The 17,262-nt window shown below is 73.5% G+C and carries 7 protein-coding genes; 6 read left to right on the top strand and 1 reads right to left on the bottom strand.

Annotation, left to right across the window (positions count from 1 at the left end):
* Positions 1 to 46 precede the first annotated feature (46 nt).
* The 5 genes from OIE49_RS34870 (at position 47) to OIE49_RS34890 (ending at position 15,697) form a co-directional block, all read left to right on the top strand.
* Complete coding sequence (locus OIE49_RS34870) at positions 47 to 4,036, top strand: non-ribosomal peptide synthetase (RefSeq protein WP_401787612.1); 3,990 nt, start codon at positions 47 to 49, stop codon at positions 4,034 to 4,036.
* The gene (locus OIE49_RS34875) at positions 4,033 to 13,140 is read left to right on the top strand and encodes a non-ribosomal peptide synthetase (protein WP_326805791.1); all 9,108 of its coding nucleotides are present in this window, start codon (positions 4,033 to 4,035) and stop codon (positions 13,138 to 13,140) included. Before OIE49_RS34870 ends, OIE49_RS34875 begins: the two co-directional genes overlap by 4 nt.
* A gap of 43 nt (positions 13,141 to 13,183) precedes the next feature.
* A complete protein-coding gene (locus OIE49_RS34880) occupies positions 13,184 to 14,062 on the top strand; it encodes a TauD/TfdA dioxygenase family protein (protein WP_326805792.1) in 879 nt (292 codons plus the stop codon).
* A 79-nt stretch (positions 14,063 to 14,141) separates the two neighbouring features.
* Positions 14,142 to 14,549, top strand: a complete 408-nt coding sequence (locus OIE49_RS34885; RefSeq protein WP_100570938.1) for a YciI family protein — start codon at positions 14,142 to 14,144, stop codon at positions 14,547 to 14,549.
* An 8-nt stretch (positions 14,550 to 14,557) separates the two neighbouring features.
* Complete coding sequence (locus tag OIE49_RS34890; RefSeq protein WP_326806419.1) at positions 14,558 to 15,697, top strand: RNA polymerase sigma factor; 1,140 nt, start codon at positions 14,558 to 14,560, stop codon at positions 15,695 to 15,697.
* Positions 15,698 to 15,705: 8 nt separating this feature from the next.
* Here the strand turns inward: OIE49_RS34890 and OIE49_RS34895 are convergent, their stop codons facing one another.
* Positions 15,706 to 16,557, bottom strand: coding sequence for a polysaccharide deacetylase family protein (locus OIE49_RS34895; protein WP_326805793.1), 852 nt, complete (start codon positions 16,555 to 16,557; stop codon positions 15,706 to 15,708).
* Positions 16,558 to 16,787: 230 nt separating this feature from the next.
* Here OIE49_RS34895 and OIE49_RS34900 point away from each other — a divergent pair, with 230 nt between their 5' ends.
* Complete coding sequence (locus OIE49_RS34900) at positions 16,788 to 17,243, top strand: SRPBCC family protein (protein WP_385941026.1); 456 nt, start codon at positions 16,788 to 16,790, stop codon at positions 17,241 to 17,243.
* Positions 17,244 to 17,262 lie beyond the last annotated feature (19 nt).

Genomic DNA, 17,262 nt, shown 5'->3' on the forward strand with positions numbered 1-17,262 from the left:
GCCGTCGTTCCGCCCCGGTCCTCCTCCCCGACAGGAAAGCCAGGCCTTGCCGGTGCACAACACGCCCAGCTCCGTTCCCCCCGACGCCCCTCTCCGCGTCCGTCCGGCGTCCTTCTCCCAGCAGCGGCTGTGGTTCCTGGCCCAACTGGCGGGCGCGAATGCCGCCTACAACGAGACCCTCGCCTCCTTCCGGATCGACGGACCGCTCGATCGCGAGGCACTGCTGAGTGCATTCGACTCCTTGACCGACCGTCATGAGAGCCTGCGGACAAGGCTGGTGGCGGAAGACGGCACCGTGAACCAGCACATCGACCCGCCTGGTAAGGGGTTCACGCTCGTCTTCGAGGACCTCAGTGCCGACGCGGATCCCGACGGGCGTGTGGCCCGGTACCAACGGGACGAGGCGGAGCGGCCGTTCGACCTGGAGGCCGGCCCCCTCGGGCGTGGCCGGCTGATCGCCCTGGGCCCCCGACGGCACGTCCTGTTGCTGACGTTCCATCACATCATCTTCGACGGAACGTCGATGAAGGTGATGATGGAGGAGGTCGCCGCTCACTACACGGCGGCGCTCACGGGCGGCAAGGCAGACCTTCCGGAACTCACGGTGCAGTACGCGGACTACGCGCAACAGCAGCGCGAGGCGGTCCTCGGCGGTGCCCTGGCCTCCCAGGAGGACTTCTGGCGACGCACCCTGGACGGCGCTCCCCCCGTCCTGGAACTTCCCGCCCAACGGCCGCGCCCGGCTGAACAGCGCTACGACGGCGGACGTGTCGAGTTCGCCCTCGACGCCGACGTGACCGCCGCGCTCCGCGACCTCGCAAGCACCCAGCAGGCCAGTCTCTTCAACGCCGTCCTCACCGGCTGGGCCATCCTGATGTCCCGCCTGTCCGGACAGGACGACATCGTTGTCGGCAGCCCGGTGGCGGGCCGACGCGCACCCGGAGCCGCCGGACTCATCGGCTTCGTCGTCAACACGCTCCCGCTGCGCGTCGACCTCTCCGGTTCCCCCACCGCGACCGAGGCCCTGGCCCGCACCCGCGCCGCCGTCCGCGCGGCCCTCGCCCAGCAGGACCTGCCCTTCGAGCGCATCGTCGAGCTGGTGAACCCGCCGCGCAGCGCCTCCCACACCCCCCTGTTCCAGACCATGCTGGCCTGGGTGCCGGACCGGCACGACCTGCTGCGCCTGCCCGGCGTGACGACCGAACCCCTGCCGATCCAGGACGCCCCGGCCAAGTTCGACCTCGTCCTGTCGGCGGCCGAGTCCGAAGGCCGCCTCACCGGGCACCTCGACTACGCGACCGCGCTCTTCGACGCGAGCACCGCGCAGCGATGGGCCGGACACCTGCGCCACCTGCTCACCGACCTCACCCGGCACCCGGACCGCGACATCCACACCCTGGAACTGATGAACCCGGGCGAGCACCGGCATCTGATCCGCCGGGGCGACGCGACACGGAACCACGACGAGCCCGCGGCGGCCGACCCCGTGGCAGCGGCTCTGCGCACGGCCTCCGGAGTCACCGGCCTCTTCGAGGCCCAGGCCTGTGAGCACCCCACCCGCGTCGCCGTCGTCGACACGGAAGGCGCGATGGACTACGCGGCCCTCGACCGCCGCGCCAACCGCCTCGCGCACGCGCTCGTCGCCCGCTCCGTCCGCCCCGGCGACGTAGTGGGACTGCACGCGCGACGCAACCGCGACCTGCTCGTCGGCATCCTGGGCATCCTGAAGGCGGGCGCCGCCTACCTCCCGCTCGACCCCGGACAGCCCGTTGCCCGGCTGGCCGCCATGGTCGAGGACGCCGTCTGCCCCGTCGTGCTCAGCGACCACCCCGGCGAGCACCGCCCGGAGGAGTGGCTCGACCTGGGCACCGTGGAGGCCGAGGCGGCCACCTGCGACCTCCCGCCGCTCGGCGTCACCCGCACCGCGGACCAGATCGCGTACGTGATCTTCACTTCCGGGTCCACGGGACGGCCCAAGGGCGTCGCCGTCGAACACCGCAGTGTCCTCAACCTGTTCACGGTCTGGCACGAACGCATGGGCACCGCCCCCGGCGAGATCGGCTCGGCCTGGTCCAGCACCGCCTTCGACGCCTCCATCCACGAACTCCTGCTGCCCCTGACCACCGGCGGCGAGGTGCACATCGTCCCCGACGACGTGCGAGGAGACCCGGACGCCCTGCTGAACTGGATGCGCGAGCACCGGGTGACCCAGGCGTTCCTGCCGCCCGCCTACGTCCGCTGGATCGACGAGGACCCCGGCACGCGCCTGCGCGGTCTGCCGCTGCGCAAGCTGCTCACCGGCGTCGAGTCCCTGACCGAGGCCGCACTGCACCGCATGACCGAGCACCTGCCCGGCCTGCGGATCTGCTTCGGCTACGGCCCCACCGAGGCGACGCTCTACAGCACCGCCTACTACGAGCCACGCCCGCTGGAGCGCCCCTGCCCGATCGGCCGGCCGCTGCCCGGTACCCGCTTCTACGTACTCGACTCCCGTATGCGGCCCGTCCCGCCCGGCGTCGTCGGTGAGATCCACCTCGGCGGGGAGTCCCTGGCCCGCGGCTACCTCAACCGCCCCGACCTCACCGACGAACGCTTCCTGCCCGACCCGTTCGTCCCCGGCGCCCGCGTCTACCGCACCGGCGACCTCGCCCGCTGGGGAGAAGACGGCCAGGCCCACTACGCGGGCCGCGCCGACGACCAGGTCAAACTCCGGGGCTTCCGGATCGAGCCCGGCGAGGTCGAGGCCGCGTTGCTGCGCCTGTCGGGCGTTCGCGAGGCCGCGGTCCTCGTGGACCGGGACACGGCCGGCCAGCCACGACTGGTCGCGGGCGTCGGCCGGGGGAGCGCACCGCCCCGCGGCGACTGGCGCGTCGCCCTCGCCCACATCCTGCCCGACTACATGATCCCCGCCGTCTTCGTCGACCTGGAGAGCCTCCCGCTCAACTCCAGCGGCAAGCTCGACCGCCCCGCGCTCCTGCGACAGGCCCACGAGCAGGCCACCGACCAGGTCAACACGGGCACCCCGCGCGACCACGTCGAACACGCCCTGTACCGCATATGGCAGCAGGTCCTGCTGCACCCCGGGATAGGCATCGGCGACAACTTCTTCGACATCGGCGGCACCTCCCTGTCCGCCATCAAGATGGCCCACCATGTCACCGAGGCCTTCGGCCGTCCGCTGCCCGTCGCCGAGGTCATGACGCGTCCCACCATCGAGTCGCTCGCCGCGCTGCTGAGGGAGGACGCAACCCACCGCGCGCCGGGCAGCCTCATCGAGTTCCGCCGGGGCTCGGGACCCAGAGTGGTCTGCGTGCACCCCGCCGGAGGCACCGCCTTCTGCTACCTCCCGCTGGCCGCGCTCCTGCCCGGCCACACGGGCCTTTACGGCATCCAGTCCCCGGGCGTGAACCCCGGAGAGGACGTCCTGCCCACCGTGGAGGCCATGGCAGAGGCGTACCTGCGCATGCTCGAACCCCTCGGCAAGGGACCCCTCGTCCTGACCGGCCTGTCCTACGGAGGCCTCGTCGCCCACGAGATGGGACGCCTGCTGAGTCTCGCCGGACGCGATGACGTCAGCGTCGTCCTGCTCGACACACAGGCGACCGACGACGCCTCGGCCCGGGAGGCGATCACCCCTGTCGACGCGGCCGAGTTCCGCGAAAAACTGGTGCGGTTCAACGGAATGTACCCGGGCATCGACGAAGCCCAGGTGGACCGGTACTTCCGGCTCTACAACCACAACCGGCTCACCGCCCGGGACCACGTCCCGGCCGCCTCACCCGCCCGGCTCGTCCTCGCCGAAGCCGTGCCGGACGGCGCCGACACGCCCTCCCACGCCGAGGTCCGCGAATTCTGGCGGCGACGCGCGACGGGAGACTTCCGGGTCGAGACGCTGGAGTGCGACCACTGGGAGGTCCTGGAGGGCGCCGGGGCGGCACGGGTCGCCGACCTGCTGGCCGCAGAACTCGCCTACCAAGAAGAGCAGTTGGCGGAGGAACCGCACACCGCCGTCGCACCGGCGGGGGAGGCGCGATGAACACCCCCCTCACCGGGCCCGCCACGCTCGCCGGGGCCGTCCTCGGCCAGGCCCGCCGCACGCCCGCCGCCGTCGCCGTCGAGGACGGCACCCACGTCCTGGACTACGCCGAGCTCGACCGGCTCAGCGGCCGGGTCGCCGCGCACCTGCGCCGTCGTGGGGTGAGCCCCGGTCAGGCCGTCGCCGTGTGCCTGCCCCGCTCCTGGCAACTGGTGTGCGTCATGCTCGGCGTCCGCCGTGCCGGCGCCGTCGTCGTCCCGCTCGACCGCATGAGCCCCCACGACCGGCAACGCCACATCCTGGAGGACTCCCGCGCCACGGTCGTGGTCCACGACGGCGAGAGCGCCCACCCCGGCGCCCTGGACGCCGCCGACCTGCTCCTGCCCCCGCGGGAAGCGGCGCGGACGCCGCGGGACGCCGCCGAGCCGGAGCCCGACCCCGGCACCCCCGAGGAGACCGGCACCAGCGCGGAGACGGGCTCCGCCCACGAGACCGGCTTCGTCTTCTACACCTCCGGCAGCACCGGCCGCCCCAAGGGCGTCGAGGTCACCGACGCGGGCGTGCTGCGGCTGGCCCAGCCCGGCTACATCGATCTGAAGCCCGGGGGCCGTTACGCCTGCCTGTCCAACCCCGCCTTCGACGCCCTCAGCTTCGAGGTGTGGGCTCCGCTCGTGACCGGCGGTGTCTGCGTCGTACTGGACGACACGCAGGTGCACACCCCCCACCGGCTCGCGGACGTGCTGCGCGAGCGCCGCGTGGACACTCTGTTCATCACGGCGGCCCTCTTCCACACGGTCGTCGAGAAGGTCCCTCACTGCTTCGCCGACACCGGCCAGGTCCTCATCGGCGGGGAACGACTCGACCCGCGGTCGATCCGCGGCTGGTACGAGGCCAATCCCGGCACCGCGACGGTCCTGCACAACGTGTACGGCCCGACGGAGGCGACGACGTTCGCCCTGATCCACCCCGTCCCACGGGACTTCGACGGCGACGAGGTCCCGATCGGCACCGCCGTGCCGGGAACCGGCCTGCTGCTGCGCACCCTGGACGGCCGCACCGCGGAGCCTGGCGAACTGGCCGAACTCCTGCTGAGCGGAACGGCGTTGGCGCGCGGATACCGCAACCTGCCCGAAGAGACCGCGCGCGGCTTCGTCGAACTGCCGGACGCCGACGGCGCCGCGCGCCGCTGGTACCGCACCGGCGACCTCGTACGCCAGGACACCCGGGGACGTGTCACCTACGTCGGCCGGGCGGACCGGCAGGTCAAGGTGCGCGGCTTCCGCATCGAACCCGGTGAGGTGGAGCAGCGGATCCGGACCCTGCCCGCCGTACGCCAGGCCTACGTCTGCGTCCGACGGGACGCGGCCGGCCGCAACGAACTGCTGGCCTTCCTCGTGCCCGGTGACGGCCTCGACTTCGACGTGTACGAGCGCCACCTCACCACGACCCTGCCCCCGTACATGCGCCCCCACCACACCCACGTGGTCGCCGAACTCCCCCTGAACGCCAACGGAAAGGTCGACCGGGCCGCCCTGATCGAGGCGGCCGGAGCGCCGTGGCGGGCCAGCCGCGAGGCCGCCGTCCGGGTCACCGACGAGCAACGGCCCGTGCTGGAGATCGCCGAGGAGATCCTCGACGTCCGCGGCCTGCGCCCCGACGACCGCTGGATCCCCAACGGCGGCGACTCGCTGAAGGCACTGCGGTTCCGCTTCGAGATCCACCACCGCTTCGCCGTCGACCTGCCCCAGGACCTCGTCCTGCGCGCCGACTTCGCCGCCCTCGCGGACGCGGTGCACGCCCCGGACGTCGCCGCCCGCCCGCACCCGCCGGTGCCGCCCGCCACGGACGAACCGGACGCGCTCGCCACCAGCGAACAGGAACGCCTCTGGCTCCTGCATCAGCGGGACCCCGAGGACCGCTCGTACGACGTGCCGCTCGCCTTCCGGATCAAGGGCCACGTCGACACGCAGGGACTGCGCCGCGCGGTGCGCACCCTGGTGGAGCGGCATTCGGCCCTGCGCACCCGCCTTGTCCCCGCCCCGGACGGTCTGCGTCAGCGCACCGAACACCCCTACGACCCCTGGCAACCGCTGGAGGGCCGGCCGGGGGAGCGGTGGCAGGACACAGCCGACCGCTTCTTCGCCCACCGTTTCGACCTCACCGATCCGCGCATGCTCCGCGCCGCCTGGGTGCGGCGGTCCGACGGCGGCCTTCTGCTCCTCCACCTCCACCACGCGGCCGTGGACGGCTGGTCCCTCAACCTCCTCCTCCAGGACCTCAGCGAGGCCTACGCCGGTGCCCCCGTACGACCGGAACCGCCCGTCACCCCCCTCGACTTCGCGCGCTGGCAGCGGGACTGGCACGCGACCGGGGCCTACGCACGGCACCGCGCCGACCTCCTCGCCCACTACGACGACGCGACCCCCTCGGCCCCCCTGCCCGACCCCGGGCTGGAACAGCGGCGGCGGGCCGGGCTCCTGCGCACCTCCCTCGACCTGACGCGGCGCACCGCTCTGGACCGGCGTGCCGCCGCAGCGGGACTGACCCGGTTCCAGCTTCTGGTGTCGGCGTTCACCGCGAGCCTGTACGGCGTGACGGGACAGACCCGACCGCTGGTCGCCGCGCCCGTCGCCAACCGCCCCCGCCCCGAGTTCGGCGACGCGGTCGGCATGTTCGCCAACACCGTGCTCCTCGACCTGACGGCCCGGCCCCGTGACACCCTCGACGGCAACCTCGCCGCACACGCGGACACCGTGAGCGCCGTACTGGGCGGGCAGGAGGTGGCCCTCGCCGACGTCCTCGCCGACCGGGCCTTCCACGAACGCACTCCGCTGTTCGACTACCTGTTCGTACTGGAGAACACCGAGTTCTCCCGCCTGAGCCTGGAGGGCTGCCACACCCGGCCCCGCTGGCCGCAGCCGACGGGTGCCAAGTGCGCCCTCACCCTCTCCGTCGTCGAGCACGAATCCGGCTTCGACTGCCTGTGGGAGTACCGGGACGACATCGGCACCGAGCGCGCTCGGGCCGCCGCCCGGCTCTTCCGCGAGGCCCTCGACCACCTGACCGCCGGCAGTGACATCACCCTGCGCGAACTCGTCGCCCCCTACCGGCAGGGCTTCGACCGGCAGGGTCGCGGCACCGAACCCTTGGACGACGTGGCCACCGTGGCCGAGGCGTTCGCCCGCCAGGTGTCCCGCACCCCCGAGGCCCCCGCCGTGACCCTCGGCGACACCACCCTCACCTACGCCGAACTCGACGCACAGGCCGACGAGGTCGCCTCGGCCCTGCGCGCCTTCCGGCCGGCCGACCCCGCCGCACCGGCAGCGGTGGCCCTCTACCTCCAGCCCTCCGTCGAGCACATCGTCGCCCTCCTGGCGGCGACCCGCCTCAACCTGACCCTCGTCCCCCTCGACCCCGCCTATCCGCCGCCCCTGCTGCGCCACGTGCTCGAGCAGGCCGCACCCCGTTGCGTCGTGGTCGCCCCCGAGGACACGGAGGTCCTCGACACCCTCGCCCCGCCGGACCTGCCCCGGCACGTCCTCACCCTCACCGGCACACCCCGGGCCGCACGCGTACCTCACCGGCACCAAGGGCAGCGCCCCCTGTACACCCTGTTCACCTCCGGCTCCACCGGGACCCCCAAGGGCGTTCAGGTCCCCGACCGGACCCTGTGCAACCTGCTGTCCTGGCAGCGGGAGGAGGGCGGACCGGGCGGGCCCGCCGTCACCCAGCAGTTCTCCATGCTGTCCTTCGACGTCTCGTTCCAGGAGATCCTGACCACCCTGTGCGGCGGCGGCGAGCTGCGCCTGGTGAGGCCGGCCTGGCGGCAGGACGTCCCCGCCCTGCTGCGCGAGCTGGAGAGCGGGGCGGTGGAGCGGATCTTCCTTCCCTACGTGGCCCTGCAACTCCTCGCCGAACACGGCGTGCGGCTCGGCCTGTACCCCTCCCGGCTCCGGGAGGTCGTGACCGCAGGCGAGCAACTGGTGTGCACCGACGCCATCCGCACCTGGTTCGCCGGACTCCCGGGCGGCGCCCGGCTGTTCAACCACTACGGCCCGACCGAGACCCACGTCGTCAGCGGGCTCTGCCTCGACGGCGACCCCGCCGCCTGGCCGCCGCGCCCCGCGATCGGGCGCCCGGTGTCCGGGGCGGTGCTGCGGGTGGCCGACGAGGCGGGCCTCCCCGTCCCGCCCGGCGTCACCGGCGAGCTCCTGATCGGCGGCCCCATGGCCACCCGCTGCTACCTCGGCGGCGACGACGCACACCGCGAACGGTTCCTCGACGACCCCGAACTCGGCACCCTCTACCGCACCGGCGACCAGGCGTACTTCGACCGGCAGGGCCTGCTGCACTACGCGGGCCGCGACGACGGCCAGGTCAAACTCGGCGGCCACCGGCTGGAACTGGGCCAGGTCGAGGCCGCGCTCCTCCAGTACCCGAAAGTGGCCAACGCCGTCGCCGCCGTGGAGGAAGGCCGGCTCGTGGCCGTCCTCCAGTGCGGAGAGGAAGCCCCCGACCCCGCCGACCTCGCCGCCCATCTCGCCGGACTGCTCCCGGCCTACATCCGCATCGCCCGCTTCCGCCTGGTCGCCGAGCTGCCGCGCACGCCGAGCGGGAAACTGGACCGCCGGGCGGCACTCACCGCACCCGGCAGAGAGCTGCTCCCCGCCTCCTCCCCGACGGGGGCCCTGACGGCGCTCGAACTGCGTCTGGCCGGCCTGTTCGAGACGGCCACCGGCAAGGTGCCCGACGTCGACCAGCGGTTCTTCGACGCCGGGGCCACCAGCCTGGACCTGATGCGCTTCCACCTCAGATGCGCGGGAGAGGGCGACCTTCCCTTCTCCGTACCGGACCTCTTCGAGCACGTCAGCCTTCGCGCGCTCGCCCGGTTCATCACACGGGACCGCACCGCCGCCGAACCGGGCCGCGCCCCTTCCCCCGCCCCGGAACGAGCCGACGAACCCGTCGCCGTCGTCGGAATGGCCGTACGTCTGCCCGGCGCGGACGACCTGGCCTCCTTCTGGGACCTGATCGTCACCGGCCGCCGGGGCATCGAGCACTTCCCCGCGACCGACGGCCGCACCGGCGCCCGCAGCCAGATGGCGGGCCTGCTCGCCTTCGACCCGGGCAGGTTCACCATCAGCCCCCACGAGGCCCGGCTGATGGACCCCCAGCAGCGCCATCTCCTGATGAACTGCGTCGAGGCCCTCGCCCACGCGGGTCTGGGCGACCCCGCCGGCCGGCGCGTGGGGATCATCGCGTCCTGCGGCGAGAACACCTACTACCCGAAGTTGCTCCGCGAGGCGGACCCCGGCGCACTGCCGGACACCTTCCGCCTGGCCCAGCACCAGGACAAGGACTTCCTCGCCACCAAGGCCGCCTACCACCTGGGACTCACCGGCCCGGCGCTCACCGTCCAGTCCGCCTGCTCCAGCTCCCTCGTCGGGGTCCACGTCGCCTCGGGGATGCTCCGGCAGGGCGACGCCGATGTGATGGTCGTCGCGGGAGTCCTGGTCGACACGGAGCTGACCGACGGCTACACCTACCGCCCGCAGCACATCTTCTCGCCGGACGGACACTGCCGGCCCTTCAGCGCGGACGCCGAGGGGACCGTCGGGGCCAGCGGCGCCGGCGCCGTCGTCCTCAAACCCCTCGCCGCCGCCCACCGGGACGGCGACACCGTGTACGCCGTCCTCACGGGATCGGGCGTCAACAACGACGGCGCGGACAAGCTCGGCTACAGCGCTCCCTCCCGCGCCGGACAGCGCGACGCCATCCGCGCCGCCCTCACGCGCAGCGGCCGCCGGGCCGCCGACCTCGGCTACATCGAGGCACACGGCACCGGCACCCGGCTCGGCGACCCCGTGGAGGCCGCCGCGCTGCGCGAGGCGTACGGACTCGACGACGACGCGCGCGTGCCGCTCTCCTCCGTGAAGAGCCAGATCGGACATCTGGGAGCCGCGGCCGGCGTCGTCGGCCTGATCCGCGCCGTCCTCGCCGTGCACCACGGGACCCTCCCGCCCACGGCCGACTTCGACCGGCTCAACCCCGCGATCGACGACGGCCCGTTCCGCGTGCCGGTCGCGGCCGAACCCTGGCCGGCGAACACCCCCAGGGTCGCCGCCGTGAGCAGCTTCGGCATCGGCGGAACCAACGCGCACCTCCTGCTGGAACGGCCACAGGAGACACCCGCTCCCCGCGCGACGCCGACGATCCCCTGCCTGATGCTGTCGGGCAGCTCCGCCGCCGCCGTGCGCGCCGACGGCCGTCGCATCGCGGACTACCTGGACGCACACCCCAACGCCTACCCGCGAGTGCTGCGTCATCTCCAGGCCGGCCGGCCCGCGCTCGGCCACCGCGCGGCGGCGGCCTGCCCGGACGTCTCCTCCGCCGTCGACTGGCTGCGCTCCCCGAAGCCGGTCGCGCCCTCACCGTCCGGGACCCGCCTGCCCGCCGACGGCCTCGACCCGCACACCCTCGCCGAGGCGTGGACGGCCGGGCACACCCTCCTCTGGCCCGCGGGCCCGGCCCCCGCGCCCTGGGACTTCCCGCCGCCCGCCTTCGACACGGCGGAGTACGACTTCCCGCGCGCACCCGCTCCGGAACGCGCCGCCCCGGCGGACGAGCCGACCGCACCACCCGGACCCGAGCAGGCAGTACGACTGCCTGCGGCCCAATGGCTCCACCAGCCCGTCTGGGCCCGCCTGCGCCGCGCCGGCACCGGCGGCAACGACCCCCGCCGCACCGCCGTCGTGGTCACCCCCGCCGACTCCGGCGACTCGGGCGACGAGGCCTGGCGGTTCCTCGAACAGCACTACGCCCGTGTCGTGACGGTACGCGCGGGAGACACCTTCACCCGCGTCGACGAGGACCGCTACCAGGCCGACCCCGCCGACACCGCGCACCTCACCACGCTCCTCACTCGCGTCACCGGCACCGCGCCCGCCGTCGACTGGCTGCACGCGCTGCCGCTCGCCCTGGACGGCGAACAGAGCACCTCCGCCGCCGAGACGGCCCAGTGGGCCTGCCTCGACACCGTCGCCGCCCTCACCCTGGCAGTGGCCGGCCTCCCGGACGAGAGACGGCCGAACCTCTGGCTGCTGTCCCACCAGGCACAGCCGGTCACCGGCGACGTCCGCACCCCCGAAGCGGGCCTGCTCGCCGCCGCCCTCGAAGTCCCCCGCCAGGAACTGGGCGTGTCCGCGCGCTGGGCCGATCTGCCCGGACCCCGTCCCGCCGACTGGGCGGCCCACCTGCCCGACCTGCTCCTCGACACCACGCTCCCCACCACGGCGACGGCCCTGCGCGACGGCTACTGGTGGCACCGCACGCTCCAGCCCGTCACCGCACCGCCCGTCCCGCCGTCCGCCGCCCACTCGGCCGCCCCCGGCACCCACCTCGTGCTCGGCGGCACCGGCGGCATCGGCACCACCCTGGCCGCCCGCCTGCTGCGACACCCCGGCAACCGCGTCGTCCTGGTCGCACGCGGAACCGACACGCCGGACGCGCTCGAGGCGTTCCCCGACCGCGTCACCCTGGTGCCCGCCGACCTCGCCACGGAGGAACCGGAGACGATCGCCGCCCGACTTGCCCCGCACCTGGACGGCCTCACCGGAATCGTCCATGCCGCCGGAACCGCCGCGGGAGGCCTCCTCGCCCGGCGCGAACCCGCCACCGCCCGCCACGCCACCGCGGCCAAACTGCGCGGCGCCCTGCTCGTCGACATCCTCATCGCCGAACACGAACCCGACTACGCGGTCTTCTGCTCGTCCATGGCCTCCCGGTTCGGGGGCGTCGGCCAGTTCGACTACGCGGCGGCCAACGCCTGCCTGGACGCCCACGCCCACCACACGCCATCCGGCCACAGCAACACCGTGCGGATGAGCATCGGCTGGGACGCGTGGCGAGAGGTGGGCATGGCGCAGCACGCCCTGCACACCGACAGCCGTCACCAGGCACACCTGGCGGTCGCGCTCACGCCCGAGGAAGGCGCCACCCTCCTCGCGCAGGCCCTCCACCTGCGCCTGCCGCACCTGATGGTCAACACCACGGACCTGGCCACCGCACCCCTCTTCTACGAACCGGCACCCCGCCCGCACACCCCTGCCACCGCCGACGACCCCACCGCCGCCCTCACCGCCGCCCTCAGCGGCCTCCTCGGCGTGGACACCATCGACCCGCAGGCGGCGCTGTACGACCTGGGAGCCGACTCACTGACCCTCCTGGAACTCCTCGACGAGGTGAAACGCCTCTTCGGCACCGACCTCGACCTGTCCCGCCTCAGCCACCGGGTCAGCCTCGCCGAGATCCTCAGCCACCTCGGATCCGATGCCGGTTCGCCGGAGGCGGTGGACGTCGAGGTGTGGCAGCCGGGAACGGGCCGCGACGTGCTGTGCCTCGTCCACCCCGTCGGCGGCGACATCCAGGCCTACCGCCCCCTCGTGGCCGCGCTGCCCGACGACCTGACCGTCTGCCTGATCGCCGACCCGGCGCTGCGCGACCCCGCGCGGGGCCCCCGGTCGATCACCGAGCGTGCGGAACGCTATCTCGCCTCCGTCCGGAACGCCTTCCCCGGCTCCGGCCACCGGCTGCGGCTCGCCGGCTGGTCGTTCGGCGCCTGGACCGCCCTGTCCATGGCGGCACTCGCCGAGTCGCAGGGCCGCGCCGTGGACGCCCTGTACCTGCTCGACCCGCCCCCGCCCGGCGCGGGACGACTCCTGGCCGCCTACAGCGAAGAACAGGTGGACGCCGTCTTCGCGCGCGAGCTGAGCGGCGGCCGCGCCGGACGGCTGCCGGACGCCGGCCGCGCCTACGCCGACCGCCTCGCGCACTGCTGCCGCACCAACCTCGCCGCCATGGCCGCGCATCACGTGCCGCGCCTGAACAGCACACCCACCACCATCTGGCTCGCCGAACGCCCGGTCGGCGAAGGGCTCCTCGCCCCGGAACCGACCGCCCCCGACGCCTGGGACCACCACCTCCCCGGCCCACGCGTCGAGCGCGTCGCCGCGGACCACTACGAACTCGTCGCCGAACCCCACGTCCAGGACATCGCCGCCGCGCTCTCGAAGGCTCGACCGCCGGACCCCTCGACCGTGGCCTGAGAACCGCCCCGCCCCCATCCCCGACGTATCACGGAGGTCCCTCATGGAGGACTACGCACTGCGAGCAGTCGAACAGCTCACCACCCGCCCCGCGGAACCCTACGAGACCATCGCCGTCGCCCCGCTCACCCCGCTGCTCGGCGCGGAGGTCTCCGGCATCGACCTCGCCCAGGAACTCACACCGCGGCAGGAGAAGGAACTCAAGCACGCCTTCGCGGCCCACCACGTCCTCGTCTTCCGCGACCAGGACGTCACACCCGAGGAGCACAAGCGCTTCGCGGGCGTCTTCGGCGACCTGCACCCCGTCGCCCTGCCGGTGGAGGGCTCCGACCCGCACATCCTGGACCTCAAGGCCGACAGGAACTCCCGGAACGTGGCCGGCAACGGCTGGCACGCGGACGGCACCGCCGACGTCGAACCCTCCCTCGGATCGATGCTGTACATCACGACCATGCCCGAGGGCGGCAGCGGCGGCGACACCCTCTTCGCCAACATGCACCTCGCCTACGAACTCCTCTCACCCGCCATGCGCGGCTTCCTCGACGGACTGACGGCCCTCCACGACGGCGCCCTGCCGTGGACCGCGGCCGGACAGACACCGCCGCCCGAGTACGACGTGCCGCGCACCGAACACCCCGTGGTCGTCCGGCACCCGGAGAACGGCCGCAAGCTGCTGTTCGTCAACGCCCCCTACACCTCCCACATCACCCAGCTCTCCCGGACCGAGAGCGACGTCCTGCTGGGCATGCTCCACCAGCACGTCGCCCGGACGCCGCTGCTGCACTGCCGGGTCCACTGGCAGGAACGCACCCTCGTCTTCTGGGACAACCGCAGCGTCCAGCACCACGCCGTGTGGGACTACTTCCCCCTCACCCGGGAAGGCCGCCGCGTGGCGATCGAGGGCACTCGGCTGCACGCCTGATGTCGAGAACCGGCGCCCGGCTCCGTCCCCGGGGCGAATGCGGCCACAATGGGTCGCACCAGCACCGAGGAGTACCACGATGGCGAAGTATCTGCTGCTCAAGCACTACCGAGGTGCTCCGGCCGCGGTCAACGACGTGCCCATGGACCGGTGGACGCCCGAGGAGATCTCGGACCATGTGCAGTACATGAACGACTTCGCGGCCCGACTGGAGAAGACCGGCGAGTTCGTCGACGGGCAGGCCCTCGCCCCCGAGGGGGCCTGGGTCCGCTACGACGGCGAGGGGCGCCCGCCGGTCACCGACGGACCGTTCGCCGAGACCAAGGACCTCATCGCCGGCTGGATGGTGATCGACGTCGACAGCTACGAGCGGGCCGTCGAGCTGGCCGGAGAACTGTCGGCCGCCCCCGGCGCGGGCGGGAAGCCGATCCACGAGTGGCTGGAGGTACGCCCGTTCCTGGCCGCACCGCCCACCATCACGGAGTGACCCCGCCGGTGAACGAGGCACTGATCCGAAGCCTCACACCGGGCGTGCTCGGGATCCTCGTCCGCCGCGGAGCCGACTTCGCGGCGGCCGAGGACGCCGTGCAGGACGCCCTGGTCGAGGCGGTCCGTGTCTGGCCGGCCGACCCTCCACGGGACCCGAAGGGCTGGCTGGTCACCGTGGCCTGGCGCCGGTTCCTCGACGCGACCCGCGCCGACGCCGCCCGCCGGCGGCGGGAGGACCGCGTCGACGAGGAGCCGGCGCCCGGACCCGCGCCCGCGGTGGACGACACGCTCCAGCTCTACTTCCTGTGCGCCCACCCGTCCCTGACGCCGGCGTCCGCGGTCGCGCTCACACTGCGCGCCGTCGGCGGACTCACCACCCGCCAGATCGCCCAGGCCTACCTGGTTCCCGAGGCGACCATGGCGCAACGCATCAGCCGGGCCAAGCGCACCGTCTCCGGCGTGAGGCTCGACCAGCCCGGCGATGTCGCCACCGTGCTGCGTGTCCTCTACCTGGTCTTCAACGAGGGCTACTCCGGCGACGTCGACCTCGCCGCCGAGGCCATCCGGCTCACCCGGCAGCTCGCGGCCGCGATCGACCACCCCGAGGCGGCGGGGTTGCTCGCCCTGATGCTGCTCCACCACGCCCGGCGCGCCTCCAGGACCGCGCCCGACGGAAGCCTGGTACCGCTCGCCGAGCAGGACCGCGGCCGGTGGGACACCGAGTCGATCGCCGAGGGCGTCGAGATCCTTCAGGCGGCCCTCGCCCGGGACCGGCTCGGCGAGTTCCAGGCCCAGGCCGCCATCGCGGCACTCCACGCCGACGCGCCCACCGCCGAGGAGACCGACTGGGTGCAGATCGTCGAGTGGTACGACGAGCTCACGCGGCTGACCGACAGCCCGGTCGTCCGGCTCAACCGCGCGGTCGCCGTCGGTGAGGCCGACGGGCCGCGCGCCGGCCTGGCGGCGCTCGCGGCGCTGGACTCCGCCCTGCCCCGCCATACCGCGGTGGCGGCGTACCTCCACGAGCGTGACGGCGATCCGGCGAGGGCCGCACGGCTGTACGCCGCGGCGGCCCACAAGGCACCCACCCTCGCCGAGCGCGACCACCTGACGCGCCAGGCGGCCCGGCTCAACGCCCGCCGGTAGGTGGACCGTCACCGGGCGAGAGGCCGTTCGCGGTACACCTCGCCGGGCCGGGGCCCGTGCGGGGCCAGGAGCCGGGTGACGGTGACGAAGGCGTAACCACGGGCCTTCAGGCCGGAGATGATGCCGGGCAGCGCGGCGACCGTACCGTTGTAGCCGCGGTGGGTGGGGTCCAGCCGGTCGTGCAGCAGGATGATCCCGCCGGGGCCGGTCCGGGCCAGGATCCGGCGGGTGATGAGCGCGGAGTCGGTGGTCTCGTAGTCGGACGCGGTCGCACTCCACAGGACCTGCGCCATGCCGAGCCGCCGGCAGATCGCGGTGACGGTCGCGCTCGTACGGCCCTCCGGCGGGCGCAGCAGGACCGGCCGGCGGCCGATGACCCTCGCCACGGCCTCGCGGCCCCGGGTGATCTCCTCGCGCGCTTCGGCCGGGCTGATCCCGGTGAGGACCCGGTGGGACCAGGTGAGGGTCTCCACCTCATGGCCTTCCGAGGCCATCCGCACAACCGTTCCGGGGTAGGTGGCGACGTGGTGCCTGCCCAGTGTGAAGAAGGTGGCGTGCACGCGGTACCCGCGCAGGATGTCCAGGATGCGCGGAGTGCGGACGCCCGGTGAGTCGTCGAAGGTGAGCGCCACGCATCTCGTCCTGCGGCAGTCGACGGATCTGCCGGGGCCCCGGGCGATCCCGGCCCCGGCCACCGCGCCGCTCACCGACGACACCTGCCGCGTCGCTCCGGCCCGCGGCGCGTCTCCGCCGCCACCGCAGCCCGACAGGGCCAGCGCCAGCGCCGCCGCGGTCACCAGTGCGGTGGGCGCGCGCGTCCGGCATGCCGCCCTGGCCGCGTTCCGCACGCGATCGCGCACGCGGCGACCCCAGTCCGGCGGCGAAGGATGCCGGGCCCGCTCGGGCCGGAGGACGTCCCGGCGGGATGGACCAGCCATAGGGGGAGCGTAGCCCGGGCCCCTGTCGCGGGCACTCGGAGTTGGATGCGACGTGCTTGCCTCAGCGTCCCGCCGGTTGGCGGCCCGGCCGCCCGGCCCGGCTCCCGGCCCGCCGGGGCGGGGCGCACACTGGAGGCGGAAGGACGTGCGTCGTGAGCCGAACCGTGGAGGTCGCCATGAGCACCCTCGAAGAACACATCGACGTCGGAGTCCCCATCGACAGCGCCTGGGACAGCCTTCACCGGGTGGAGAACTACCCCCGCTTCATGGACGGCGTGCGCGACGCCCGGACCGAATCCGGTGGCCGCGCCCAGTTGGACATCGAGGCGGGCGGACGGGCCCGGCAGATGGAGATGAAAGCCTCCGACCGCGCCGGGGACCGCGTGCTGGAATGGCACACGACGGAATCCCCGCAAATGAGCTGCTCCCTCACCCTGCACCCCATCGACCAGGGGAACACCCGCATCCAGGCACGGCTGGAGTACGACCCCGACACCGTCCGGGAGGCGTTCGGCGGGCCCAGGGGATTCGCCCAGGCCAACGCGATCGAACGACTCGTACGCACCGACCTGGAACACTTCCGGGAGTACGCCGAACACAGCGGGTGAGCGGCGTGCGCGGGGTGCC

This window comes from Streptomyces sp. NBC_01788 (assembly GCF_035917575.1).
Lineage (GTDB): Bacteria > Actinomycetota > Actinomycetes > Streptomycetales > Streptomycetaceae > Streptomyces.